Origin of the sequence: Pseudomonas sp. NFACC13-1, assembly GCF_900104425.1 — a bacterium.
Classification (GTDB): domain Bacteria; phylum Pseudomonadota; class Gammaproteobacteria; order Pseudomonadales; family Pseudomonadaceae; genus Aquipseudomonas; species Aquipseudomonas fluorescens_AA.
In genome coordinates this window covers 44,151-68,481 of the sequence record NZ_FMXV01000010.1, presented here as the reverse complement: position 1 = coordinate 68,481, position 24,331 = coordinate 44,151, and the positions used below count along the sequence as shown (strand labels likewise).

Annotated in this window: 22 protein-coding genes and 1 pseudogene; 21 read left to right on the top strand and 2 right to left on the bottom strand. The window is 58.1% G+C overall.

The annotated features are described in order from the left end of the window. The first annotated feature begins 54 nt into the window (after positions 1-54). The 15 genes from BLQ55_RS14695 to BLQ55_RS32700 all read left to right on the top strand — a co-directional run bounded on the left by BLQ55_RS14695 (position 55) and on the right by BLQ55_RS32700 (position 16,278). On the top strand, positions 55-933 hold the full coding sequence (locus tag BLQ55_RS14695; protein ID WP_092254681.1) for an amino acid ABC transporter permease: 879 nt from the start codon (positions 55-57) through the stop codon (positions 931-933). 10 nt (positions 934-943) lie between these two features. Further along, positions 944-1,708 carry an amino acid ABC transporter ATP-binding protein gene (locus tag BLQ55_RS14690; protein WP_092254678.1) on the top strand — a complete coding sequence of 255 codons (765 nt, stop codon included), beginning with the start codon at positions 944-946 and terminating at the stop codon, positions 1,706-1,708. Between the two features lie 39 nt (positions 1,709-1,747). Then, positions 1,748-2,572 carry an ABC transporter substrate-binding protein gene (locus tag BLQ55_RS14685; RefSeq protein ID WP_092254675.1) on the top strand — a complete coding sequence of 275 codons (825 nt, stop codon included), beginning with the start codon at positions 1,748-1,750 and terminating at the stop codon, positions 2,570-2,572. Positions 2,573-2,715: 143 nt separating this feature from the next. After that, the gene (locus BLQ55_RS14680) at positions 2,716-3,558 is read left to right on the top strand and encodes a polysaccharide deacetylase family protein (RefSeq protein ID WP_092254672.1); all 843 of its coding nucleotides are present in this window, start codon (positions 2,716-2,718) and stop codon (positions 3,556-3,558) included. After that, the gene (locus BLQ55_RS14675) at positions 3,551-4,438 is read left to right on the top strand and encodes a polysaccharide deacetylase family protein (RefSeq protein WP_092254669.1); all 888 of its coding nucleotides are present in this window, start codon (positions 3,551-3,553) and stop codon (positions 4,436-4,438) included. The genes BLQ55_RS14680 and BLQ55_RS14675 overlap by 8 nt, the downstream gene beginning before the upstream one ends. Continuing rightward, positions 4,435-5,784, top strand: a complete 1,350-nt coding sequence (locus BLQ55_RS14670; RefSeq protein WP_092254666.1) for an MmgE/PrpD family protein — start codon at positions 4,435-4,437, stop codon at positions 5,782-5,784. The genes BLQ55_RS14675 and BLQ55_RS14670 overlap by 4 nt, the downstream gene beginning before the upstream one ends. Before the next feature lie 68 nt (positions 5,785-5,852). Next, positions 5,853-7,031 (top strand): MFS transporter, encoded by a 1,179-nt coding sequence (locus tag BLQ55_RS14665; RefSeq protein ID WP_092254663.1) that lies wholly within the window; start codon positions 5,853-5,855, stop codon positions 7,029-7,031. Positions 7,032-7,581: 550 nt separating this feature from the next. Continuing rightward, complete coding sequence (locus BLQ55_RS14660; RefSeq protein WP_092254660.1) at positions 7,582-8,688, top strand: hypothetical protein; 1,107 nt, start codon at positions 7,582-7,584, stop codon at positions 8,686-8,688. A gap of 61 nt (positions 8,689-8,749) precedes the next feature. Further along, complete coding sequence (locus BLQ55_RS14655) at positions 8,750-10,486, top strand: esterase/lipase family protein (protein ID WP_092254657.1); 1,737 nt, start codon at positions 8,750-8,752, stop codon at positions 10,484-10,486. A 100-nt stretch (positions 10,487-10,586) separates the two neighbouring features. Then, positions 10,587-10,922 carry a hypothetical protein gene (locus tag BLQ55_RS14650; protein WP_092254654.1) on the top strand — a complete coding sequence of 112 codons (336 nt, stop codon included), beginning with the start codon at positions 10,587-10,589 and terminating at the stop codon, positions 10,920-10,922. Between the two features lie 46 nt (positions 10,923-10,968). After that, positions 10,969-11,505, top strand: a complete 537-nt coding sequence (locus tag BLQ55_RS14645; RefSeq protein ID WP_143011736.1) for a hypothetical protein — start codon at positions 10,969-10,971, stop codon at positions 11,503-11,505. A gap of 357 nt (positions 11,506-11,862) precedes the next feature. Next, positions 11,863-12,714 carry a sugar phosphate isomerase/epimerase family protein gene (locus BLQ55_RS14640; RefSeq protein ID WP_092254649.1) on the top strand — a complete coding sequence of 284 codons (852 nt, stop codon included), beginning with the start codon at positions 11,863-11,865 and terminating at the stop codon, positions 12,712-12,714. 13 nt (positions 12,715-12,727) lie between these two features. Next, entirely contained in the window at positions 12,728-13,780 is a 1,053-nt protein-coding gene (locus tag BLQ55_RS14635; protein ID WP_092202927.1) for an isopenicillin N synthase family dioxygenase, read from the top strand. A gap of 79 nt (positions 13,781-13,859) precedes the next feature. Further along, a complete protein-coding gene (locus BLQ55_RS14630) occupies positions 13,860-14,663 on the top strand; it encodes an ABC transporter substrate-binding protein (RefSeq protein WP_092254859.1) in 804 nt (267 codons plus the stop codon). 106 nt (positions 14,664-14,769) lie between these two features. Beyond that, a complete protein-coding gene (locus BLQ55_RS32700) occupies positions 14,770-16,278 on the top strand; it encodes an amino acid ABC transporter permease/ATP-binding protein (protein ID WP_092254646.1) in 1,509 nt (502 codons plus the stop codon). A gap of 94 nt (positions 16,279-16,372) precedes the next feature. Here the strand turns inward: BLQ55_RS32700 and BLQ55_RS14620 are convergent, their stop codons facing one another. After that, positions 16,373-16,828, bottom strand: coding sequence for a MarR family winged helix-turn-helix transcriptional regulator (locus tag BLQ55_RS14620; protein WP_092202923.1), 456 nt, complete (start codon positions 16,826-16,828; stop codon positions 16,373-16,375). 59 nt (positions 16,829-16,887) lie between these two features. Here BLQ55_RS14620 and BLQ55_RS14615 point away from each other — a divergent pair, with 59 nt between their 5' ends. The 6 genes and pseudogenes from BLQ55_RS14615 (at position 16,888) to BLQ55_RS14590 (ending at position 23,259) form a co-directional block, all read left to right on the top strand. Beyond that, positions 16,888-17,448, top strand: coding sequence for a PaaI family thioesterase (locus BLQ55_RS14615; RefSeq protein WP_092254643.1), 561 nt, complete (start codon positions 16,888-16,890; stop codon positions 17,446-17,448). Positions 17,449-17,551: 103 nt separating this feature from the next. Further along, on the top strand, positions 17,552-18,556 hold the full coding sequence (locus BLQ55_RS14610) for an aldo/keto reductase (RefSeq protein ID WP_092254641.1): 1,005 nt from the start codon (positions 17,552-17,554) through the stop codon (positions 18,554-18,556). Positions 18,557-18,836: 280 nt separating this feature from the next. Next, complete coding sequence (locus BLQ55_RS14605; RefSeq protein WP_092254638.1) at positions 18,837-19,592, top strand: aldehyde dehydrogenase; 756 nt, start codon at positions 18,837-18,839, stop codon at positions 19,590-19,592. A 139-nt stretch (positions 19,593-19,731) separates the two neighbouring features. Continuing rightward, positions 19,732-21,423, top strand: a complete 1,692-nt coding sequence (locus BLQ55_RS14600) for a thiamine pyrophosphate-binding protein (RefSeq protein ID WP_092254635.1) — start codon at positions 19,732-19,734, stop codon at positions 21,421-21,423. A 483-nt stretch (positions 21,424-21,906) separates the two neighbouring features. Further along, positions 21,907-22,470: pseudogene (locus BLQ55_RS14595) on the top strand (NADAR family protein). Positions 22,471-22,959: 489 nt separating this feature from the next. Next, positions 22,960-23,259 (top strand): hypothetical protein, encoded by a 300-nt coding sequence (locus BLQ55_RS14590; protein ID WP_092254632.1) that lies wholly within the window; start codon positions 22,960-22,962, stop codon positions 23,257-23,259. A gap of 98 nt (positions 23,260-23,357) precedes the next feature. On the opposite strand, the gene BLQ55_RS14585 is transcribed toward BLQ55_RS14590, so the two are convergent. Beyond that, positions 23,358-24,272 (bottom strand): LysR family transcriptional regulator, encoded by a 915-nt coding sequence (locus BLQ55_RS14585; protein WP_092254629.1) that lies wholly within the window; start codon positions 24,270-24,272, stop codon positions 23,358-23,360. Positions 24,273-24,331: the final 59 nt, after the last annotated feature.

Genomic DNA, 24,331 nt, shown 5'->3' with positions numbered 1-24,331 from the left:
GGAGCGAGCTTGCTCCCACAGCGATAGCGCCGAAACCGAGTACGGAGAAACAACATGAGCCAGACACAGGCAGAACGACTCCAGGCGGAGCACAAGCTGGCGGAAAACCAGTTTGACATTACCCAGTACGATCATGTGCCTCGGCGCTACTACGGGCGGATCTTCTTCGCCACGCTGATCGTCATCGCCCTTGTTGGCCTGGTGCGCGCCTTCGCCGAAGGCAAGATCGAATGGTCGTACATCGGCCAGTTCCTGACCTCCGAGGCGATCATGTGGGGCTTGCTCAACACCATCGTCATGGCCGTATTGGCCATGGCGCTGGGCATCGTGTTCGGCGTGATCACCGCGATCATGCGCATGTCGGCCAACCCGATCCTGCGCTATGTGGCCGTGACCTATACCTGGCTGTTTCGCGGCACGCCGCTGATTCTGCAACTGCTCCTGTGGTTCAACCTGGCGCTGATCTTCCCCACCATCGGCATTCCCGGCCTGTTCGAAATGGACACCGTGAGCCTGATGACCCCGTTCGCGGCGGCCTTGCTGGGCTTGAGCATCAACCAGGGCGCCTACACCGCCGAAGTGGTGCGCGCCGGCCTGCTCTCGGTGGACACCGGGCAATACGAGGCTGCCAAATCCATCGGCATGCCACGCCTGCAAGCGCTGCGCCGGATCATCCTGCCCCAGGCCATGCGGATCATTATTCCGCCGGTCGGCAACGAGTTCATCGGCATGGTGAAGATGACCTCGCTGGCGAGCGTCATCCAATACTCGGAATTGCTCTACAACGCCCAGAACATCTACTACGCCAACGCCCGCGTGATGGAGCTGCTGATCGTCGCCGGCATCTGGTACCTGGCCACCGTCACCGTCCTGTCCTTTGGTCAGAGTCGCCTGGAGCGTCGTTTCGCCCGCGGCGCCGGCAAGCGTTCCTGAGGAGTTCCCCATGAGAAGCATCGTCAAGGCCGTGAGCCTGAATAAATATTACGACCAGTTCCACGCGCTCAAGGACATCAACATCGAAGTCGAGCAAGGCGAAGTGCTGTGCATCATCGGCCCGTCCGGCTCGGGAAAAAGCACCTTGCTGCGCTGCGTCAACCAGCTGGAAAAAATCGACAAGGGCGGCCTGTGGGTCGACGGTGAACTGGTGGGTTACCGAATCGTCGGCAACAAGCTGCACGAACTCAACGAAACGCAGATCGCCCGCCAGCGGCTGTCCACCGGCATGGTGTTTCAACGGTTCAACCTGTTCCCGCACATGACCGTGTTGCAGAACATCATCGAAGGGCCATGCCAAGTGCTCAAGCGCGCCCCCAAAGAGGCGAATGAGGAAGCCCTGGAATTGCTCGCCCGAGTCGGTCTGGCGGATAAGCGCAACAGCTACCCGATCGAGCTTTCGGGCGGCCAGCAGCAACGCGTGGCCATCGCCCGTGCATTGGCCATGCGCCCCAAGCTGATGCTGTTCGATGAACCCACTTCGGCACTCGACCCGGAACTGGTCGGTGAGGTGCTGTCGGTGATGCGCGATCTTGCGCACACCGGCATGACCATGATCGTCGTCACCCATGAACTGGGCTTCGCTCGCGAAGTTTCCAATCGCATGGTGTTCATGGACGGCGGGCAGATCGTGGAGGCTGGAAGCCCCGAAGAAATACTAATAAGTCCGCAAAACCCTCGCACCCAAAGCTTCATTTCTGCCGTTCGAACCTAAGCGTCCGTTGACGCTCACAACACTCATAAGAGAACGACCATGAAGAACTTTTTTATCCCCGCAGTACTCGCAAGCGTCATGGCATCCAGCCTCACCTTCGCGGCCGAACTGCCGGCAAGCATCAAGGCCAAGGGCGAAATCGTCGTGGCGATCATGCCGAACTACCCGCCGATGGATTTCAAGGACCCGGCCACCAACACCCTCACCGGCTTTGACTATGACCTGGGCAATGCCCTGGCCGAGCGCCTGGGGGTGAAGATCAAATGGCAGGAAACCGGCTTCGAACAAATGATCAACGCCCTGACCACCGACCGCGTGGACATGGTGCTGTCGGGCATGACCGACACCGCCGAACGCCAGGCCAGCGTGACCTTCATCGACTACTTCACCAGTGGCCCGCAGTTCTACACCTTGCAGAAAAACAAGGACACCAACGAGATCCTCGACCTGTGCGGCAAGAAAGTCGGCACCAGCCGCCGCACCACCTTTCCAACGGAAATCGCCGAGTGGAGCAAGGCCAACTGTGAGGCCGCCGGCAAGCCGGGGATCAACGTGGTCGGCACCGAAGGCTCGGCCGATGCCCGGGCGCAACTGCGCCAGAGCCGCATCGATGCAGCCATGCAAGGCAGCGAAACCCTGCCCTACCTCAAGACCCAGGAAAAGGACATGTACAAGACCGTGGGCCTGCCAATCTCCAAGCAATACACCGGCATGGGCGTGAGCAAGAAGAAACCTGAGCTCAGTGAAGCGGTGAAGGTCGCGCTGCAAAGCATGATCGATGACGGCAGCTACCAGGCGATCCTGAAGAAATGGGATCTGGAACTGGGGGCACTCAAGACCGCGACCATCAACGCCGGGAAGTGATCGCACAGGCCATCTGATTCCGATGTGGCAATGGGCTTGCTTGCGAGTGGTTCAACGTCAATGTTGCCTGACTCGACGCCATCGCGAGCAAGCCCGCGTCCACAAAAGGTCTGGTGTCTACGAATAAAGATGGAGCACTACCGATGCCCTCCTCACCTACCTGGCCCGCGCCGCACAAGGCGTGCCTGGCTCTTGCCTTCGATCTCGATGGCCCGACCGGTGACGCCATGCTCAACGGCTCGATCTGGCGCAAACCCGAGTACTTCGGGTTCGGCGGCTATGGCCCTTACCGGGCACTGCCACGCCTGCTCGATCTGCTCGACGAGTTCCGGATCCCGACGACATTCTTCGTTCCCGCCTGGGTCGTGGAGAACTGGCCGAGACAATGCCAGGCGATTGTCGAGCGTGGGCATGAAGTGGCTTATCACGGCTACAAACACGAATCCTTTTATGCCCTGACACTGGATCGGCAAAAGGAGGTGATGCAGATCTCCCGCGAGGTGTTCTGGAAACACCTGCATATTCGCGCCGAAGGCTTTCGCACGCCGTCCGGCGACTGGCGCGCCGAAACCCCGGCCATGCTGTTGGAAGCCGGCGTGACTTATTCCAGCAGCATGCGCGGCGATGACCGGCCGTACCTGGTGGACGTACCAGGTTTCGATATGCCGCTGGTGGAAATCCCAGGCCGATGGGAAATGGACGATTACGCGTCCCTCGCCTACACCCGCGCGCCGAACTTTCCTTCCGGATTGGACCGTACAGCCAGTTACGCGCTGACACTGGACAACTGGTGCCGCGAATATGACGGCGCGATGGACGAAGGGTTGTGCCTGACCACGCTCTTCCACCCAAAGATCATTGGTAAACCGGGACGCATCCTGCTGCTGGAACAGCTTTTCGAGCACATGCGTCGGCGCGATGACGTGTGGTTCGCCACCTGCCGCGACGTCGCCCACTTCTGGTTGAAGGAGCACCGCCATGGCTGATACCCCCATCTGGCCGGAAGGCTATCGCTGCGCTGTGGTACTGACCGTCGATTACAACGACATCCACGGTATCCTCACGCAAGCCCCGGAAGTTGCCGGGCGTGACAAAACCTTGTCGGTATGGCGCTACGGTACCCAACGCGGCGTGGCACGCTTGCTCGGCCTGTTCAAGGAACTCGGGGTCTGCAGCAGTTGGTTTGTCCCCGGCATCGTTGCCGAGGAAAACCCAGCGCTCATCCAGGCGATCCATGGCGACGGTCATGAGATCGCCTGCGCCGGCTACCGTCATCAAGATTACGACGCGCTAGACCTGGTCGCCCTGATCGATGATGTCGCCAAAGGCTGCGAGACCCTGGCCAGGCTGACCGGCACGCGCCCGGTCGGCTTTCGAATCCCGGCGGGCAATGGTGCGCCGGGATTCATCGGCGCATTGAAGGACCAAGGCATCCGCTGGTCCTCGTCATGGCGTGGCGATGACTTGCCATTCGCTCACCCGACGGCGCCCGCTGTCATTGAAGTGCCGCTGCATTATGAGCTGGAAGACGAGCCTTACTTCGCCTTCAACTTGAGCCCGGCGGTGCCACCGGCACAATCACGGATCGCCTCCTATAGCCACACCTTGGGCAACCTGCAAATGGATTTCGCCGGGTTTCACCGATTCGGCCTGTGCTACGTGCTTCGCCTGCACCCGGAAATCATCGCCACGCCGGGACGGATAGGCGTGTTGCGCGAGCTGATCGAGGGCATTCAACAGCACGATGACGTGTGGATCGCCACCGGCGCCGAGGTCGCGCAATGGTGGGCAGACAGCGCGGCGCCGGTGGCCGAGGATCATCCCGCATCGGTGTACGAGCGCCATTACCGGGGTTACGTCTCATGAGCGAACGTTTGCAACGGTTGGCGCAATTCTGTGTCGATCTGCGGTTTGAAGATCTATCGCCTGCGTTGGTAGCCCAAGCCAAGCGACACATTCTCGATACGTTCGGCGCAACGTTGGCCGGCGCCGAGAGCGATATCGCCAAGCAGGCACACAAGGTGTTCGCCGCTGAAGCGGGCGAGGTACCGGTGTGGGGAACCGATCTGCAGGTCGGCGCGGGCCCGGCAGCGATGCTGAACGGTATCGCCGCCCATGCGCTGGAGCTGGACGACACCGGCGGTTGCGATCACTCCGGGGCCGTCGTGCTGCCAGCGGCGATGGCGGCGGTTTCGCTGCGCGCACGGCCCGTGAGTGGTCGTGAATTCATCAGCGCCGTCGTGATCGGCTATGAGGTTGGTCGCCGAGTGCTCGAAGCCTGCGGCGGCTATAGCGCCCACAATGGTGCCGGTTGGCACTCCACCGCGACCTGTGGGGTGTTCGGCGCAGCCGCCGCCAGTGCGCGCATCCTGGGTCTGGATACGCGGCAAACCCTGATGGCACTGGGCATTGCCGGCAGCTTCAGCGGTGGCCTGTGGGCCTTCATTCACGACGGCTCGCACAGCAAGAAGCTGCACAGCGGGCGCGCCGCAGAAGGTGGCCTGTTGGCTGCGCGGTTCTCCCAACAGGGCATCAGCGGGCCGATGCAATTATTCGATGACGTCTGGGGTGGCTTCCTGAACACCCTCGCCCCAGCGACTTCGAGGCCCGAAGCGCTGGATGCGGAGCTCGGCGTGAACTGGAAGCTCGCTCGCTGCTCGATCAAACCCCATGCCTCCTGTCGTGGCACCCATTCGGCCATCGATGCCCTCGGCCAGCTGTTGGAGCAGTTGAAGGTACCCGTCGACCAGGTCGAAAACGTGCACGTCGGGCTGAGCGGTTTTCTTCACGGCATGTGTGGCGGCCGGGATATCACCCGCCTCGCAGCCGCGCAAATGAGCCTGCCGTATGCCCTCGCCGCGCGGTTGGTGCATGGGCACTGCCGACTGCACGCTTATGATGACCGGCAACGCAACGATCCGCTGCTGATTCAGTGCATGTCGCGCATCCAGCTTGAAGTGGACCCGCGACTGGATGAGGATGGCGAGCCTGTGGTGACCCTGCGGACCGTGGACGGCCGGCAGGCAAGCCTGTGTGTGGAAGTGCCCTTGGGAGCGCCGGGCAATCCACTTGCCGATGAGGCCCTGGATGAGAAGTTCTTCAGCTTGACGACGCGGGTCATGCCGCAGGAACGGGCCGCGGAACTGCTGAAGCAACTGCGACGCATGGAAGACCTGGAATCGATACGTACGCTGGAACGGTGGCTGGGTTGATCAGCTATTGACGGCTCGGGCGCCATCGCGGTGTACGCCAACAATCTGAATAAGGACATTTGCCCCCCGTGGCCACTTACTCGCTCGTTATTCGGCGCTTGATGATCGTTTCGCTGACCATCGTGGTCAGCCGCGCCATCACCAGCCCTTTGCTCACGCTGTTCCTGAGCAACAAGCTGGGCCTCAATCAACAAGATGTCGGCTTGCTGCTGGGCATCGCGGTGTTCATCGCCACCCTGCTGGCCTTGTACGGTGGCTACATCATCGATCGCCTGGAGAAGCGCCGACTGCTGATCCTGGCGATGCTCTCCAGCGCCGTGGGTTTCGTCCTGCTGACCTTTGCCGAAAACCTCTACCTGACCACCCTGACCGTGGTGATCACCGAGACCGCGTCGGCCCTGTTTCTGATCGGTTCCAAAGCGATCCTCAGCGAAAACCTGCCCATCGGCCAGCGCGCCAAAGCGTTTTCCCTGCGCTACACCCTGACCAACATCGGCTACGCCACCGGCCCCATGCTCGGCGTGGTGATTGCGGGGGTCTACCCGATCGCGCCATTCCTGATCGCCGCAGGCATCGCGTTCTCCAGCATCTTTCTGATGATGGGGATCCCCGGCGATGGAACGCCGACAGCGGCCATGGGCCCACCGCCCAGTTTCCTCAAGACCCTGAAGACCCTGAAAAACGACCGTACCCTGATCATGTTCACCTGCGGCTGCCTGCTCAGCACCGTGGTGCACGGGCGTTTCACGCTGTATCTGTCGCAATACCTGCTGGTCACCCACGACCCCAAGCGTGCACTGGAGATCATGGCCGCCCTGCTCGCCTGCAACGCCATCACTGTCATCCTGCTGCAATACCAGATCGGCCGGTTCCTCGATCGCGAGAAGCTGCGCTACTGGATCGCTGCGGGCACCAGCCTGTTCATTCTTGGCCTGATCGGATTCAGCCTGGCGGACGACATGCTGAGTTGGTGCGTGGCGATGTTTATTTTCACGCTCGGTGAAATGATCATCTACCCGGCCGAATTTCTCTTCGTCGATACCCTGGCCCCGGAAGAACTGCGCGGCAGCTACTACGGCGCCCAAAACCTGGCCGCCCTCGGCGGCGCCCTGAGCCCGGTGATCTGCGGGTACCTGCTGATACAAACCCCGGCACCGACGATGTTCTATGCCTTGAGCGCCTTGACTGCGATGGGTGGGCTGCTGTGTTTCATGAGCGGGCGTCGGGTGGCGGTGGTGCGAAAGTGATTCATGGAACGGCATCCTTGCTGCAAGATGCCTCGGCGGCCCCGGTACTCGGTTGAAACGCTCTTGGGGAATAGAGCAATTTTTAATATCGCCCGATTTTGATGGCATGTACCTTCTTACGCCTTTTCGAAAACCAACTAATTTTCAACGGATACGGTAGTGTTTATTAAGTCCGTAAATTTTAATTCCTTCTTGGTCAATACGGAAATTTGACGTCAACAATCAAACCATCCGAACAATCCCTTAATGACTCACGCCACTGGGGAGCGTGGACAGGATCAGCAGCATCTACAGAACAATGCTTTCACTGGTTTAGTTTTCTCATTAGGTAGCTATGCAATTTAATGGAGCTTATTTTTTTGGTTTTTTAAAAAAAAACTGGCACTCAGAAAGAATCGAGCTAATTTCTACATCACTCTTCTAGCATTCCTTTGGCTGTCGGTATTCTGAGGTAACGAGTCTGCATCTCGTAAACAGATGAGCGCGTTTGTAACTGATTTTGGTCCACCTGTACCAATTGGTTCTCGCTTGACATCAGGAGGTGCACATAATGTCCAACTGTTTTCACTACCTTGCGTCTGCGGCTTTTTGGACTGTCTTGGCAGGCTGCTCGCAGAACCTTCAACACAACGAAGGGGCAGTTCAAATCGCCCACTCCCCTGACGGTATCCACGTCGTAAGCGTATTCCTCCTTCCCTCGCAAAAAGACCTCACGCCGATCACAAAAGGCGAAGCGATCTCAGTGAAACTCACGGCTGCTTATATCTGCGATTTCCGCGAGCGCCTTACCCCTCGAGACTGGTTCTCCAGCAGCAATACCGGCGCCGTGCCCTGCAACGGAGGAGACGGGAATGCCAGTGGTCTGGGAGCGGCGCAGAACACCCGAGGTGAAATAGCCATTTTGGCGAACGTCGGAGAGCGCACCACGACCACTGGGCTCACCTTTAACCCCGCCGATATCCAACGCAACGGCCGCGTTGTTTATTACAACGAAGACGTCCGCGAAAGCGGACAATTGATCAACGCACTGAATATCCCCCTCTATGGCCCCAAAACCTTTGAGGGCAGCACGTTCTTCATGGATGTGGCGATCATGGAGCTCGACAACGACGAAAACGAGCAAGGTCGCCATCTGCTTCAAGAACTGGCAAAAGTCGGCAGCACAGCCTATGCACCTGGCACACCTGTACTCAACTTGCTCAATACCTTGGGCGGTGCACTATTAGGAGCTAACGGCGACGACGTTGAGCTTCGCTATCAGATGGAGTTCGATCCCCCCTACACCGGCAATACCCTGGCTCAGTCCCAGACCGTACTAGCGCCACGAACCAGCCGTGCGCCCCTACAGGAAGGTTATTACGCGATCATCAGAATGGAGCGCCGAGACAAACTTCCTGACTTTGCGTCTATGAGAGTCATCGAGGGCAGCCATAGCCCCTATATAAGCGATCCTGCGGGTACCTTATTTAAAGGCGGTTCCTGGTTGCTGGTCAGAGTCTCTCGGGAAGACCACGTCCAAGCGGCGTCTCAAGACTTCGCCACCAAGCTGACCGATATTCTCAATCCTTCAGGCAAGACCGAAGCCACCCGCAGCGCAGAGTTAGAGGCAATCGTAAAGGCTGTCGGAAGCGTACGTGAAGCGTCCGCCAAAAAGTAGAAAATGGAATAACACTTACAGTGCTACTTCGTCTTCAAGATCGAAATTGCGCCGGTGTTTAATGCAATTTTTGCTGTTCAACCTGAACAGAAAAGAGAGAGCCATCGTGAATAAACATCACCCTTACCACCCGATCATATACGTGCGCGGGTTCGCCGCCACCAACGATGAAATTGAAGAAACCGTCGCCGATCCTTACATGGGTTTTAACGTCGGCTCCTCCAAGTCACGGCAATTGTGGAACGGCAAGGTTCAGAAATTCTTCTTTGAGTCGCCCATGGTTCGACTCAAAGATGAAATCGTTTGGCTCGATCAGGGCCGAGAACAAAGCAAACGCCGCTATGATGATATTTACGTTAACGGCCAAGACCTCACCGAACCCGACCCAGGGGATCCGACCCAGCCGTTGTTACGCAGCATCGCGCTGCCCTATCAATCGATTATTATCTTCCGTTACTACGATGAAGCTTCCGAGACTTTCGGGAGTGGGAACACTCCGCCCATTCAGCACTTTGCCCAAGGCCTGAGCGATCTAATTCTCAGAGTGCGTACGCTCGTATGCCGCAAAGGCGATGATCCCATCACCGGCAAGCCGTTAGACAATGAAGTCACCGAAAAAGACTTCCGCTGCTATCTGGTCGCTCACTCCATGGGCGGCCTGGTTGCCCGAGCCTTTCTACAAAATCCGAAGTTAGGAAGTCCCGAGGCCCGGCAAGCCGTCGACAAACTATTCACCTATGCCACTCCTCATAACGGCATCGATCTGAGAATCGTACGTAATGTTCCGGCATGGGCCACTTTTGGTGATGCCGACAACTTCAATCGCAAGCGCATGGCCGACTACTTCGCCATTCCCCCGTCGCAGTTGATCCCCGCCAGTAATCCAGACGTCTCTTTACTCACTAATTTCCCCGCCGAACGGGTATTCAACCTCGTGGGCACCAACCCCAGCGACTACACCGTTATGAAAGGCATGAGTGCATGGGCCGTGGGCGATGCAAGTGATGGCTTGGTCAGGATCACCAACGCTACTACGTTCTCGCGCAGCGCAAACCAGATCGTTCGTTCACCTGCCGCATTTGCCCATCGTAGCCATTCCGGGCACTACGGCATCGTCAACTCTGAAGAGGGATACCAGAACCTGACGCGCTTCCTGTTCGGGAGTCTGCGCATTGACGGGATATTGGATATCGACAGTTTGACTTTACCTGCTGACATACAAGATGAAAAAGACAAGGGCAAAGAGATCAGAGCCTCTTACCAATTCGAAATCGTCGCTAGTGTACGCGGCAGCCAATGGCAGATTCATCGCCGGGTTGTACGCGAAAACTCAGCGATCCACCGGATGTACGACGAACTCTTTCCACTCATTGCCGGCGTACCCACTCCGGACAGGAGCGCCAGCCCTCAACTGTTCTCAGTATTCCTCGATGAAACCAAAAGTGTCAGCCAAGCCAAGTCTGTAGCGTTCGCGTTCGATCTGGCAGTGTTGGTACCAGATTATATGGTTGAAAACACGTTCTGGCCAAATCAGCATTACGAAGGCAGCTACATCTACAGAGAGCTGATTCTGGTGGAAGCCATTCCTGATGCCGCAGAGCCCATCGGGTACAGGATATTACGTGGCGAGCAAAGCAAGACACCTAACCTGGCAACGACTCCTTGCATCACCCAGGCCCTGCCGGATCAAACAGGAGTGAGTTTCGATATCCCGATAAAGACCGAAAACGGCATCCGGCCTGGTATTTCGGCGATATTGCGTATAGAGGTTCGTCCGTGGAACCAGGACACGGTGTAGAGGCAGGAGGTTGATTCCCCGTGATGCTTCTAAGGCAGCACGATAGCTTATAAAACTGCCTTACCCAATGATGGACATATCGCCACGATGGAGTGACTCAATGAGCCTGCACAAAACCACCGTCCTACTGTCTATGCTGCTTGCTTCCTTCGAGACGTACAGTGCAGAGATTATTGATTTGGCAGTTTCACCTACCGATTCCGTTGACAGCGCGATCGGCATAGGACCGAAAAAGCCCCGCCGCTGTTGTGTTTCTTGGAAGCCAGGTATAAATGAGCAACCAGAAGAGTTCCGTTTGCGTCTAGAGGAACAGCGCGAGGGCGTCGAATTGTGGCGGCGCTCGGACGAACTGAAACCTGAGAACGGACAACCGTCATATCATGATTTAATCGAAAGGTATAAGGGCGGCATCGAATTGTACAAGGAAATGCAATAAGCATAGTGTACAGCGAAACTAAACTGTCATTAATTGGGATGACTGCATGGAAAGCCTTAATCCACTGTTGCACTCCATCACCTATATGGCGGGCCCTTCGCTTGTCGCCATAATATTGAATATCACCCTATGCCTGGCAACATTAAAGCTATCCCGGCATAAGCTTGAGCCGGGGCATACACCGCTGATAATAGCATTATGTTTTCTTGGCACGATTTTGGGCGTGATCGCAGGTGGCAGTGCAACGCCGCTTGGACAGTCATTAGTCACAGGAATCCTAGGCATCATTGCTACCTTCCTCACTTATTTGCTCGGTAAAGAGTCAGCAGCCGACTGGCGCAGTCTGATGCCTTTCGCGATGATTGCACTATTGGTCGCGGCGTTCGCCGGCCTAATGATCGGTGGTAACTATAAAGCAGTACGACAAAACAACGAAGAAACCATGGCGCAATGGCAAAAATATTACGAAGTCGTGATGCTACCCATTTGCACCAAGGAACTGGCGTTACTTCTTGATGGCAGAACACTTCCCGAAAATTACATCAGTCAGTGCGAACAAGCGAAGTCAATCATTGAGCAATGACCAAACACTTCGGAAACAGAACACTTTACTTCGACATCATTGCGTTCTACCGCGTCCAGAAAGCCATCCCCCTCGGCAGTGGTCAACGCTACAGGTTCCAGAGGACCGGATCGAGGGCTGACGATTCAGCGCCGCAACCAGTGATCAATAGTTTAGAAATCTCTGAACTATCTTTTTGCGCTTCCCTATTCTTCCCGCCAACCGCCCCTCCCTACTATTGACGGCAACAAAGGAGCCTTTCCATAGAGATGCGGCCCGAAGATTGCTTTTTCTGATTGCCACTGCCGTTCGTTGTGCGTTTCGGTTAGCCGCAACGTCGCCGTGTCAATCATGCGAAGGAACCTTTGGAGCAGATCGATGAAGTTGGAAATATTCCGAACGTTGTGGGGCTACACCGCGAGCAAGGCACAAGCGCTCGACGAGCTGCTTGAAGCCGGGTTCGATGGCATGGAAGCCCGCCTGCCCATGACCGCCAGCGAACGTGCCGAGTTCGCAGCCTTTCTACGCATCAACAAAGTCAGCTATATCAGCACCGTCTTCAGCGCCTACGACGTTCTGCCGGAACAGTCGGCAACCGTCGACGAACACCTTCTGGACCTCGACAAGAAACTCGGCTGGGCGGCTGAGTTGGCGCCGCGCTTCATCAATCTGCTAGCTGGCAACGACCGCTGGCCACTGGCACAGCAAGTCGACTTCTTTGGCCGCGCGATGGACCTTGCGCGCAAACATGGCCAGGTGTGCGCCTTCGAAACCCATCGCGCTCGCTCGTTATTCAACCCCTGGGTCACCCTCGAGCTGATTCGTCAACTGCCGGACCTGCGCTTCACCAGCGACATCAGTCATTGGGTCGTCACCTGCGAGCGCCTGCTCAACGATCCGGAAGACGACCTCAGCGCCTTCGTCGAACGCGTTCACCATATCCAGGCCCGAGTCGGTTATGACCAGGGACCGCAAGTGCCCCACCCCGCCGCCCCCGAGTACAGCCAAGCGCTTGCCTTCCATCAACAACATTGGGAGGCCATCTGGCGATCCCAGGAAAAACGCGGGTATCAGGTCAGCACGCTGACACCGGAGTTCGGCGCCGACGGCTACCTGCATCACCTGCCCTTCACCAACGTGCCGGTGGCTGATCTGTGGTCGCTGAACGTGTGGATGGCAAACACCGAGCGCGAGCATTTTCGGCGTTTCGCCTGCACCTCAACCCGATAAGGAGTGCTCCCTCATGCCTGACAAAACGCCCACGGCCGCCAACTTCAATCGCATTCCGGTGGTGGATATCGCCGGGCTGTACAGCGACGACCTCACCCAGCGCCAGGCAGTGGCCGCAGAACTGGGTAACGCCGCCCGTGCGGTCGGTTTCCTGTACATCAAGAACCACGGCATCGAGTCGTCACTGATCGACGGATTGCGTCAAGCGGCGAAGGACCTGTTCGCACAATCGCTTGAGTACAAAATGCAGCATTACATCGGTACCTCGCGCAGCCACAAGGGTTTTGTGCCTGAAGGTGAAGAGGTCTATGCCAAAGGCAAACCGGATCACAAGGAAGCTTTCGATATCGGTTTCGAAGTGAGCGAAGACGATCCGCTGGTGATTGCCGGCACACCACTGATCGGGGCCAACGAATGGCCGGACCTGCCGGGTTTCCGTCCCGCCGTCGAAGCCTACTACGCCGCGGTGTTTGCATTAGGTCGGCGCTTGTTCAAGGGCTTCGCCCTCGCTTTGGGCTTGGAGGAGGACTATTTCGAGGCAATGGTGACTCGCCCACCGTCGAAGCTGCGCCTGATCCACTACCCATTTGACCTGGCGGCTCAAGACGCGCCCGGCATTGGTGCGCATACCGACTACGAATGCTTCACCATTTTGCTTGCCGACAAGCCAGGCCTCGAGGTGATGAACGATCAGGGGCAATGGATTGATGCGCCGCCCATGGACGGTACTTTTGTGGTCAACATCGGCGACATGCTGGAGGTCATGACCGCAGGCACATTCGTCGCGACGGCTCACCGAGTGCGAACCGTCAGCGAAGAGCGCTACTCGTTTCCACTCTTCTATGCGTGCGATTTCCATACGCAAATCAAGCCACTGCCGCAGTTTCTTGAAGGTGGTAAGGATTACGAGGAAATCACCATCGGTGAGCACATGTTTGGCCAAGCGTTGCAAACCTATCAATACCTGCGCCGCAAGGTCGAACGCGGCGAACTCAAACTGTACGAGCGCGCGCGCAAGCCATCGAGCTTCGGTCACTTGAAGAACCAGACGCAGGAAGCGTCCTGATGCAACCCCCGACCCGTTCCAAAACAACCCTGCTTCAAAACCAGTCCAATCCTACTTTTTCGACGTGGAGTCACCGATGATGCGCAATCCAATGAATATCGCTGTCCGCTTGTCCCTGCTGGCCTTCGCGATCCTCGGTGCGGCAGGTGCCCACGCAGCCACGACGGTGACACCCGGCGTCCTCAAGGTCGGCATGGAAATCACCTATCCGCCCTTCGAGTCATACGACGAACAAAAAAATGTCGTCGGCTCCGACCCCGAACTGGCGCGATTGCTTGCCAAACATCTGGACCTCAAGGCCGACTTCGTTGACACCAAATTTTCCAACCTGCTGCTGAGCCTGAACGCCGGTCACTATGACGCGATCATCTCGGGCATGTACATCACGCCCGAACGGCAGACCCAAGCGCAAACCATCGCATACGCCAAGACCGGCGCAGCGATCATGGTGCTGAAGGACAGCCCGCTGAAACCGAAAGTACCGGAAGACCTCTGCGGCCTGAAAATCGGCCTGGAAAAAGGCACCACTTGGGTGACGCAATTCAACAAACTCTCGACCGATTACTGCGTCCCGAACAACAAGGGCGCGATCATGGTCAGCGAATTTCCGTCCGCCCCTGAAGTGACCCAAGCGCTGCTCTCCGGCAACGTACAGGCTCAGGTGGAGATCGACGGCGCCGCCGGCATGATCGCAGAACGCACCAAAGGCCGGGTCGTGATCAGCACCGAGCACTCGATCTATCAACAGACGCTGGGTATCTACATCAAAAAGGACAACGACGCGCTCTACCAAGCGCTGCTCAAGGCCTTTGATGCGACGAAAGCGTCGGGTGAATACGCCGCCCTGTTGAAGAAGTACAACCTGGAAGAACCGACTAACTGACTCAGTGCAGCCCTGTGGGAGCGAGGCCGCTCCCACAGTCGGCGGCGTTCGCTTGACTGCCCGACATAGGTGAAACCTCCGTCGACGCCAGCAGTTGGAGGTATACATGCAATTTGAATGGCCCTACTTCTTTTCTCTATTTTCGGTCTCGGACTTCTGGAAAGCCTGCATTACGGTGGTGGAACTCAGCACACTGGCCTGGTTCATCGGCATGCTGCTGGGCTTCCTGCTGGCGTCGGCCAAGCTTTCGGCCACGCGTTGGGTCAGCGTGCCGGCGTCGGTTTATATCTGGTTCTTTCGCAGCGTGCCGCTGCTCGTGCTGGTGGTGTTCGTCTATAACCTGCCGCAGATGTTCCCGGTCACCCGTGGCGTACTGTCCAACCCCTTCTATTCCGGCCTGTTGGCACTGGTGGTCACCGAGTCGGCGTACATGGCGGAAATTCATCGGGGCGGCTTGATATCCGTTGCCAAAGGCCAGAAAGAAGCCGGCCGCGCACTGGGCATCGGCCTGATCGGCCTGCAGCGCCTGATCGTGATCCCACAGGCATTCCGCATTTCCCTGCCGACACTGATCAACGAATACATCACTGTGGTGAAACTGACCTCACTGGTCTCGGTGATTTCCTTGACCGAACTGCTGACCGTGGGCCAGCGCCTTTACGCGCAAAACTTCCTGGTCATGGAAACCCTGTCGGCTGTGGCGGTGTATTACGTGCTGATCGTGACCGTGCTCGGCTGGCTGTTTCATTGGCTGGAGCAACACCTGGAGCTCAACAACCGCAAACCACAAACGCTGGATGACATCAGTCTGCGGCGTCTACGCGCGTCACGGGCGGCGCCCTCTCCGGCAGACGCTCGTACAGCGCCGGGGCCCGGCTCGGCACCCGCCCTGCAACTGGTCAACATTCACAAGCGCTACGGCCAGCACGCCGTGCTCAAGGGCATCAACCTTGAGGTCAACGTGGGTCAGGTGATTTCCATTATCGGTCCGTCGGGATCGGGAAAAACCTCGCTGATTCGGACCGTCAACGCCTTGGAAAGCATCGACCAGGGCGAGATCATTCTATTCGGCGAAAGTTATATCCACGCCGGTGACAACACCAACACGCAACAGGTACGCCACGGGGTGCAGCGCATCGGCATGGTGTTTCAGAGCTTCAACCTGTTTCCCCATCGCACCATCCTCGACAACGTCACCCTCGCGCCGCGCTATCACAGCCGTGACAAGTCCATCAGCGAGCAGCGCGCCTACGCCCTGCTGGACAAGGTCGGGCTGCTGGCGCATGCGCAAAAGTATCCGCATCAGTTGTCGGGCGGCCAGCAACAACGCGTGGCAATCGCCCGCGCATTGGCGATGGATCCCCACATCATGCTGTTCGATGAGCCTACTTCAGCCCTTGACCCGGAACTGGTCGGCGATGTGCTCAAGGTGATCAGCGACCTGGCAAAAGAAGGCATGACCATGTTGATCGTGACCCATGAAATGGACTTCGCCATGTCAATTTCCGACAGGGTAGTTTTCATGGAGGACGGCCTGGTCAAACTGGATGCGGCGCCTGGGATGATCCGAGCTGATCAGTGCGGCGAGAGAATCAGAAAATTCATGAGGGTTTGAACTCGGTGTGATTTGCTCCCGACACTCGAGATGGGATATCCGTCAAGCACGCTGGTTTCCCACCCACGTCATGCGTTGCGAAGCGGCTGGCGAGTCATTCTGATGGGGCCTCATCAAGATCGTCGTCAAGGCTCGCAATGCATGCGTCGAGCAATTCGTGCAATACCGCCACGCGCTCCACGCCGAGTAGACCATTGAGTGCGCGCTGTGCCTCCTTCCAGGCCCGCTGGCCTTCGGCTTGCTTTACGCATCCAGCCTCGGTCGCTTCGACAAGGCGACTGCGGGCATCGCCTCCTGCACCAATCTCCAGCCACCCCTGAGCGGTCAGGGACTGCATGTTTCGAGTCAAGGTCGAATTATCCATCTGCATTTGCCTGGCCAGATCGCTCGGCCGAATAGGCCCCAGCCTGACCACATGCGACAACAATGCGTACTGCGTGTTCTTCAGGCCGGACTCGGCGACGTAGCGGTCGTAGTGACGCGTCACCATGCGATTGAGCTGGCGGAGTTTCAGATTGGTACAGCCCTGTGGCTTGATAGTATTTTTCATGGGGTATATTGTACCTGCAATATTTGCATATGCAATTATCTGGAGAGAAGGAAACGCCGATGGAAGTCGATCAGGTCGTTGCTCACTGGGAGGCGGAGGAACAATCGGTTCGTGCGCGCTTGCTGGTCGCCGACACCGCGCCGCAGGATCAGATCGCCGGTCGAACAGGCATGCAAGTGTTCGAAGCAATCTTTGCTGGAGAACTGCCTCCCCCCCCCATCGGCGACACGCTCGATTTCGTGCCGATCCACATGGAGCCCGGCATTGCCGTTTTCCAAGGTCGCCCACAGCGCAGGCACTACAACCCACTGGGCACCGTCCATGGCGGATGGTTCGCTACGCTGCTCGACTCGGCAGTAGGTTGTGCTGTGCACTCGACCTTGCCCGCAGGCAAGGGCTACACCACGCTGGAACTGAAGGTCAACATGGTACGCCCTCTGAACGACCAGGTCCCGTTGGTGCGTGCCGAGGGCAAGGTCATTCATGCGGGGCGTACAGTGGCGACGGCCGAGGGCCGGATCATTGGCCCCGACGGCAAACTGTATGCGCACGCGACGACCACCTGCCTGATCTTCGATCATCCCGCAGCCAAACAGGGGACCTCTCATGGCCAAGGCTGAGACCGATCCTGGCACACCCGTTACCCGCGAAACACTGCGACGCCCAGGCCTTTGCGCCGACACTGTCTGACAATATCGTTCCGACTTGATCAATGGTGAAAACATGAAATATGCATCTTTCGGCAAAACAGGACTGAATGTGTCCCAGGTCGTACTCGGGACAGGCAACTTTGGCACAGGCTGGGGCTACGGCGCGGATCCCGATGTCAGTACGGCAATCTTTAACGCCTACGCGGAGGCCGGCGGCAACTTCATCGATGGGGCCGATATCTACCAGTTTGGACAATCCGAGGAACTGCTCGGGACCCTGCTGAAGGGCCGACGCGAGCGTTTCGTCCTGGCGACCAAGTACACCCAAGGCGCGCAGCCCAATGCCGATCGCCTCGTCACCGGCAATAGTCGTAAAGCCATGGTGGCCTCGGTAGAGGCGAGCCTGAAGCGACTCGGAACCGATCGCATCGATCTCTACTGGGTGCATTGGCCGGATAATGTCACGCCCATCGAAGAAATTGTCCGTGGGTTCGAGGATCTCGCCCGCGCGGGCAAGATTCTTTATGCCGGCCTCTCCAACTTTCCTGCCTGGCGGCTATCGCGCGCCGTCACCCTCGCCGAACTCACCCACTCGGTGCCGATCGCCGCGGCGCAATTCGAGCATAGCCTGGTCCACCGCGAGCCCGAGGTTGATCTGTTCCCGGCTTCACATGCGTTGGGATTGGGTATCGTCACTTGGTCGCCACTCGGCGGAGGCATGCTGACCGGTAAGTATCGCAAGGGTGAGAAAGGACGCGCCGAGGGCCTCGGTGGCAAGGTGTTCCAGGCAGAGAATAGCGAGCAGCGTACACAGGTCCTCGACACGGTGATCGCCATCGCCAACGAACTGGGCGTCAACCCCGGTCAAGTCGCCATCGCCTGGTCCGGCACGCACGGGTCGTTACCCATCATCGGCCCGCGCTCGGTCGAGCAGTTGGCCGACAACCTCGCAGCCCTGTCGGTTGAACTGTCAGCCGAGCAGATTCATCGGCTCGACACCGTTAGCAGCCTGTCTCCTTCGATGCCAGCAAGGACAGCGACCCCTTGGGCTCGCGCAGCAGCGCAGATCGTGGCTTGAACGTGGGTGGGTGATGCAAGCCGACGACAAGAAGGCCGGACTCAACTGTATGCATCACCTGCCCGGCCCCTTTATCGCCTGACATGTTCCTGTCAGCCTCCTGTCACCCTGACGTCAGATCGTTCCGCCTAAAGTAACACCAGGATTGCTCCTGCGGCGCCAGCGTGAACCTGCGGGAGCGAGCCTGCCCGCTCCCGCAGGAACCTGGCTTGACCAGAGACTCCGCACCCTCGGTTGCTTTTTGCTGGAGCTCTTGTCATCAGGCGGAAGGAGAACGCAAATGAACCATCCTGACGGGCACGACAGCGCGCTTGATCAATTCATCTGGCCATCGCCAGACGGTATCCTGGACCGTAAGGACCTGTTGCTTCGCCTGCACGCCGAACAGCGGTTCATGGCCGCACAGGACCCTGCATGCAGGCTCGATCAACAAGACTACCTGCTCTCCCTGGTCGACTCGGTATCAACACGGGCCGAGAGCGCCGCGCAACGCTCAGGTTTCGATGCCCGGCGAATGCGTAGCGTCATCACCGAAGCGGCCACGAGAAGCCATTGGGGCAAGCCTTCAGGCGGTCGCCGAACCCAGGGCATCGCCGCACACTGCGATGCGCAGACTTGCATGGCCGCGGTACTCGATGTCGAGCTGAGCGACGAGGGCCGCTTGATTGTGCATGACACGGTGTTTGTCGCTGACCTGGGCGCGGTAGAAAACCCCGGTCGCCTACGCGCCCAGCTTGAAGGCGCGTGCCTGATGGGAGTCGCATTCGTGGCATCTGCTGAATTTGGTGTGACGGCGGCGGATCTGTGCCCGACGATCGCCCAACGGCCCCGCTGGCCACTCGTCTCATGGCTGCCAGGGCACATCGCGGTACATTTGATCAACCCAACGGGTGCGCTCCAGGCCTGCCAGCCCAGCCAGCTGAGCTACGTACCCATCGTCCGGGCCTTGTGCAATGCGATTCGCAAAGCCTCGGACAAGCGTACCAGCGATTTGCCGCGCAAAAGCCAGTCGCTCGAAAGAATGGGCGGACGTTAAGTCACTGACAGGCTTCAAATCAAACCCGGCGCCAGGGCTTTCAGCGTCGCCGCCGCACCAATGGTGCAGTGCCATTTGGCAATCCGATAGCCACGAAAGCAGGGTAAATTATCTCTTCCAATAAGTGAGGTTTCGCGCCATGCCTTCAACTCCCTGTGTCCCGTCCAGCATCCGTGGGCAACGCGGCGCGGACCTGCTCGTAGACGTACTGCGCAGCGAAGGCGTTCGCCATGTCTTCGGCAATCCGGGAACAACGGAGCTGCCTTTGCTCGATGCGCTCTCGGGCGTCTGCGACATTCACTACGTGCTCGGCCTCCAGGAGGCCTGCGTCGTGGCGATGGCCGACGGTTATGCCCAGGCATCCGGCCGCCCCGGTTTCGTCAACCTCCATACTGCAGGAGGCCTTGGCAATGCGATGGGCGCCATCCTGAACGCGAAGATGGCGAACACGCCGCTGGTGATCACCGCGGGCCAACAGGATACCCGCCATGGCGTGACCGACCCGCTGCTTCATGGTGATCTGGTCAGCCTGGCCCGACCGAGCGTCAAATGGGCGGAGGAAATCCAGCACCCCGAACATATCCCGATGCTGCTGCGTCGCGCTCTTCAGGACTGCCGCACGGGGCCGACTGGCCCGGTTTTCCTTTCGCTGCCGATCAACGTGATGGAGCAACACACCGATGCCGATGCTGGCCAGCCGTCGCGAATCGAACGAGGTGCGGTGACCGTGGCGATTGACCCGTTGGCTGACGCCTTGGCGACGGTTCCCCCCGGCCGTCTGGCGATTATCGTCGGGGAGGAGGTCTTCCAGTCGAATGCCCAAGTGGAAGCGGTGAGACTCGCCGAAGCGCTCGGTGCGCCGGTCTTCGGGCCATCCTGGCCCGGGCATATCCCCTTCCCCACCGCTCATCCTCAATGGCGAGGAGCCTTGTCGCCCAAGGCTACCGATATCCGCGAAACGCTCGCTGATTTCGATGCGGTCTTGCTTCTCGGCGGCCATTCGCTGATCAGTTACCAATACTCGCAAGGCCCGGCGATTCCCCCTCATTGCCGTCTCATTCAATTGACCGGCGATGGCCACCAACTGGGCAGAGTGCATGGAACGGCACTGGGATTGATAGGCGACATCAAGCTGTCCTTGCAGTTGTTGCTGCCGTTACTGGATCGGATACTGGCCCCACACAGCCAGGCCATCGCGACGCTGCGAAATGTCGCTGCGCACGAGCGCAGTACCCGCCGAATCGAAGTGGCCGAGCGCGCGAAGCGCGAATTCCATACACCCGTGACAACGCCTTTCGTTGCGGCCCATGAAGCTGTCCGCGCAATCGGCCCTGACGTGTGGATCGTCGACGAAGCGCCGGCCACCATCGCTCATGTGCGTGCGTGCCTGGATTCGCATTCGGCCCGCCAGTACCTGTTTACGCGGAGCGCCATCCTCGGCTGGGGCATGCCGGCGGCTGTCGGTACATCCCTTGGCCTGGACCGCACCCCGGTGGTCTGCCTCGTCGGCGATGGCTCGGCGATGTATTCACCCCAAGCGCTTTGGACAGCGGCACACGAGCGTTTGCCCGTCACCTTTGTGGTCATGAACAATGGCGAATACAACATTCTGAAAAATTACGCGCGTAGCCAGGCGCACTACCGAAGTGCCGGTACGAACCAGTTCATCGGCATGGACATCCGGGACCCGGCCATCGACTTCCTGGCCCTCGCCTCCTCCCTGGGGGTTGCTTCGCGCAGGGTCGAGCGCGCCGGCGATATCGCTGAAGCGGTCGAGGATGGCATTCGCTCAGGCCGTCCCAACCTCATCGAATTACCGATCATGGCTTGAAGCTAGCGGGCCTTTCGAAAACTGCTCACAAGCGTTGCCAAGTTCATCTGAGCTTAAGGAGTTTGCCTTCGATTCAATCTCGGCGAACACGCGAGCGTAGGATTCCGAAGCTCGCAGCTTTTTAAGGAGATTTGCATCCGCATCTTGTAGGAAGTGAGCGGTCACCGCAGAGTATCGCTCCCGCATACCAGGGTTCACTGAAGAGCACTTGGCCTCCATAAAATCAAGTGGTGCAATAAAGGAAGCCGATGCTTCGCCAATGCACCCATCACCCGTACATGGCGAAGTTGCACTGGCTAATGTGGCCCAAAGCATCGGTAAGCAAGCCAAAGTTCGCAAAGTGTTTGGCATCGGTTGATCTTGATCAGGTTGGAGAGGTGCAATTATGCCTCAATCTATGGACGTTCGATCTCCCAAGCTTCGTAGTTGCCTCGGTCAGCACAATAGCTGTAGCTTTGATCTTCAATCAGCGAGGATATGTCATTGGACGACTCTGAACATCTGAAACAACTGTGCGCTCGTTTCAACTCTGGAGAATGTCTGAGCTTCACGTTTTTCTGGGGGCACCAGCGTAGTAAAACTGGCGTCACGGCTTCGTGCTTCAGCCAATGGTTCGAGGCCGGGTTCATTGTCGACGGGCAACATTACCCGACAGCCGAACACTACATGATGGCCGAGAAAGCGGCCTTGTTCGACGATCAGGATATTCGTGCGCAGGTGCTCCACGCGCCTACTCCAAATGCCGCCAAAGCGCTTGGCCGCAACGTGCGCGGATTCAATGATAAGGTTTGGCTGCAACACCGATACGACATCGTCGCTTGAGCGAACCAGGCCAAGTTCTCCCAGAATCCGCAGTTGAACGAATATCTTCTACAAACCGGTTCGCGGGTTATTGTCGAAGCCAGCCCGGTTGATAATATCTGGGGTATAGGGCTCGCACAGGACAACGCGGCTGCGAATAATCCGAAACTGTGGAAAGGCTTGAATCTGCTGGGATTTGCGCTGATGCAGGTGCGGGACGGGACTGGTATGTCAGCCCCAAGGTAGGGTGCTGACCTTACTCACGAAAAATGCAGAAGCCTTGACGAACGCAAGGGCTTATTACATGCGACCTTATCGAGATAGCGCGTCAATCAACAAAAGCTGAGTCGCCCGAATTTTCGTCGACACCTTCAGGCGGCTGCTTCTGGCCGATTCCTGCCTGTCATAGCTGGTAGCAATTGACCCAAAACAGATGTTCGAAACTCGGAAAATAAACCCATCGAATTTCTTCACGCTTTGAGAATTTGCTGACGCGCTTTTTACACACTCTGGGTCGTTAGCTGCCGTTCGCCGCTGACCGCTTTCGACCATAGCGGTCTGTTGGCAATGAAAGGGGGCGGCAATGAAGGGGGTAGATTTATTTACTGGAAATACTGTCCACTTTTTTATGAGGTTCGCCACTCCTTGGCTTGGCGCGGTTGAACCGCCGACGTTGGGAACACCCGCTGTGCCTGTAAGTCTACCTGTAACCAATCATTGGTAAGGTACAGCGCAATGGATAAGACAATTACCCTGGATCAACTGGCGACCACTGACCTCAGATCAATCAACGAGATATGGCTCGGCGGGACTCATACCCAGCTATGCCTCTGGCGTGGCGCACAAGTCTTCACCCACGAAATGCTCAGCGAAGGCGCCCACGATCAGAATGTCCAACGCCTGTGCCTGCAGTTGGTCAACCCTGACGATCAGGCCGCAGTGGCCAGCGTTGAGCGGATCGCGCGCGAACGGCTGACAAAGATGGGCAAGGAAGGCGAGTTTTATCCGGCTGAAGAGGCGAACACCCATCAATAGTCGCTCTGCAGCGGTGATAAAAAGAGGCTATCGACCAGTCATGAAGGTCCTCAGTACGTCACTTGAGGATCCGGCGCTACACATCTCGGCGATATCCCTCATTGGGCCATTCGATCAGAGGCAAGAATCTCCGCAAGAAAATCGATGAACACATTGATGCGGCTGGAGCCGCGATGATTGGGCAAATACAGTGCATTGATGCAGCTGCTCGCACTGCCCGGATTGACTTCGTAATGCTCCAGCAACCGTGTCAGTCGACCTGCGGCGACGTCATCGCGCACCAGCCAGTCGGCCAGGAGAGCCACCCCGCCGCCCGCGATTGCGGCCTCGCGCAAGATGTCGGCGTTGTTGCTTTGCAACCGGCCATGCACGTTGAGCTGAAGGGGTTGCCCGTCGCCCTGAAACGTCCAGTGATGATGCGATCCACCGTAATCGAAGCGCAGGCACTGGTGCCCCAGCAAGTCATCAGGATGACTCAGCGCCGCGTGACGGCCCAGGTAATCCGGGCTGGCGACGACCCAGCGCTGGAAGGCCCCTACCCGTTTGCTGACGATGTCCTCGCTGACCACCGACGAGCCGAGGCGCACGGACACATCGATCTGCTCGCTCAACAGGTCACCGACCTGATCGCTCAATGACACGCTGATTTCCAGTCCCGGATGACGGTCGAGCAGCCGGCCCAGATGTGGCGCGATGATTCGCCGGCCAAACTCGACGGGAACACTGATCCGCAGGCGCCCTTGCACCTCGCTGCCGCGGTCGGCGACCACGGCATCGGCTTCATCGATGGCCTCCAGAATAGCCACGGCTTTTTCAAAGTAGGCTTGCCCGGCGACGGTCACGCTGGTGTTGCGGGTCGTGCGGTTAAGGAGGCTGGCGCCCAGCTCGCTTTCCAGGCCCGCCACCTGGCGTGTCACCGAAGAGGTGGAGATTCCGAGTTTGCGCGCCGCGGAGGAATAACCGCCGCAACGCACGGTTTCAACAAACATCTTCAACGCCAGCAATTTGTCCATCAGCGGAATCCGGTCGAAAGGGAACGGAGCTGATTGTGCATGACCGTTCGCCCGCCGTC